Here is a 1,655-nt window from a genome sequence, read left to right on the forward strand (position 1 = left end):
CACCGGCCCCGGTGCGTCAGGCCGAAGCCCGCACGCCGATGTCCGCCGCTGGCAAGCCGATGCGCACGCAGCCGCCGGGCGTGGTCGCCAAGGGGCAGCCGGAACCGCTCAAGGGCGTGCGCCGCAACATGGCGCGGGTCATGGCCGATGCCCACAGCAAGGTGGTGCCGACCACGCTCAACGACGACGCTGACATCCACGCCTGGCTGCCGGGCAACGACGTCACCGCCCGTCTGGTACGCGCCATCGTGGTCGCCAGCCAGAAGGTGCCGGCCATGAACGCCTGGTTCGACGGCGACGCGCTGACCCGCACCCTGCATGCCCAAGTGGACATCGGCATTGCCGTGGACACCGACGACGGTCTGTTCGTGCCGGCGCTGCGCAATGCCGACATGCTCGATGCACGTGGCATCCGCGAAGGCGTGAACCGTCTGCGCGAGCAGGTTGAATCGCGCTCGATCGCACCTTCCGAGCTGAGCGGCTACACCATCTCGCTGTCCAACTTCGGCATGTTCGCCGGCCGCTATGCCACGCCGGTGGTGGTGCCGCCGTGCGTGGCCATCGTCGGTGCCGGCCGTGCCCGCCACCAGATGACCCCGGTGATGGGCGGCGTGGAAGCGCACAAGGTCATTCCGTTGTCGGTGACCTTCGACCACCGTGCCGCCACCGGCGGTGAGGCGGCGCGGTTCCTGCGCGCGATGATGGACGACCTGGCCCTGGCCAGCTGAGGCATCCCGGGGAGACAGCGGACGACCAACGGTCGTCCGCTACCGGCGGCACCGCGCCCTGCTGCGTGGGTCACACCAACCGGTCCGCCTCGATCGCCCGCACGCCAGGTACAGGCTGTAATGCCGCCTCCACCATGGCCGCCGCAATCTTCTCCGCTGGATTGATCCGCCAGGACCGCGGCAGCACCGGGGCCAACGCGCCCAGTACCACACTGGCGACACGTTCTCCCGCGCGGTGCTCCTTGCGGTCGCCGCCAATCAGCCCTGGCCGCACCAGCGTCAGCGACGGGTAGCCCAGCCCACGCAGGTCCTGCTCCAGCGCACCTTTGACCCGGTTGTAGAAGAACCGGGAATCCGGATCCGCCCCCTTGGCCGAGTTCAGCACGAAGGCCGCCGCGCCCTGCGCCCGCGCCAGCCGGGCCACCTGCAACGGATACTGGTGGTCGACCTGGGCAAAAGCCTCACGGCTGCCAGCCTGTTTCAAGGTAGTCCCCAGCGCGCAGATCACCGCATCCACGGCCCACCAGTCGGCCGCTTCCGACAACTGGGCGAAGTCCACCACCGGCTTGAGCAGATGGGCGTCGGCCAGCGCCAGCGGCCGCCGCGTGGGGGCGACCACGGTCTGGCAGCGGGGATCGTCCAGCAGCAGCTGCAGCACCTGGGTGCCGACCAGACCGGTGGCACCGACCAGCATCACCTTCATGGGGCGGTCCGTTTTTGTGTAGAGGATGTCTTCAAGCCGGCCGGTCCAGCGCCGATACTGTTCCCACCTACCCTACTCCATCTTCGCCCCAGGACCCGCCGCATGACGGACCGCCCCGACGCTTCCTCCAGCCCCGGTACCGCCGTGGGACGGCTGCTGGCGCGGCGTGCCGGTTCAGCCCCGGCGCGGGTCGAGGCCACGCCGGCCAGTGCGGTCGGCGGGGG

The 1,655-nt window shown here is 70.0% G+C and carries 2 protein-coding genes; one reads left to right on the forward strand and one right to left on the reverse strand.

The genetic code is table 11. The features are described from left to right. On the forward strand, positions 1-728 hold a 728-nt coding region (locus tag RT551_RS21555; RefSeq protein WP_313462255.1), incomplete at its 5' end, for a dihydrolipoamide acetyltransferase family protein. A gap of 70 nt (positions 729-798) precedes the next feature. Here the strand turns inward: RT551_RS21555 and RT551_RS21560 are convergent. Beyond that, positions 799-1,431 carry an NAD-dependent epimerase/dehydratase family protein gene (locus tag RT551_RS21560; protein ID WP_313462258.1) on the reverse strand — a complete coding sequence of 211 codons (633 nt, stop codon included), beginning with the start codon at positions 1,429-1,431 and terminating at the stop codon, positions 799-801. Between the last annotated feature and the right edge of the window lie 224 nt (positions 1,432-1,655).

Source organism: Stenotrophomonas sp., assembly GCF_032103445.1.
Lineage (GTDB): Bacteria > Pseudomonadota > Gammaproteobacteria > Xanthomonadales > Xanthomonadaceae > Stenotrophomonas.

Coding starts and splice junctions, on each gene's coding strand:
- RT551_RS21560 (WP_313462258.1), bottom strand. CDS start 1,431: ATGAAGGTGATGCTGGTCGGTGCCACCGGTCTGGTCGGCACCCAGGTG.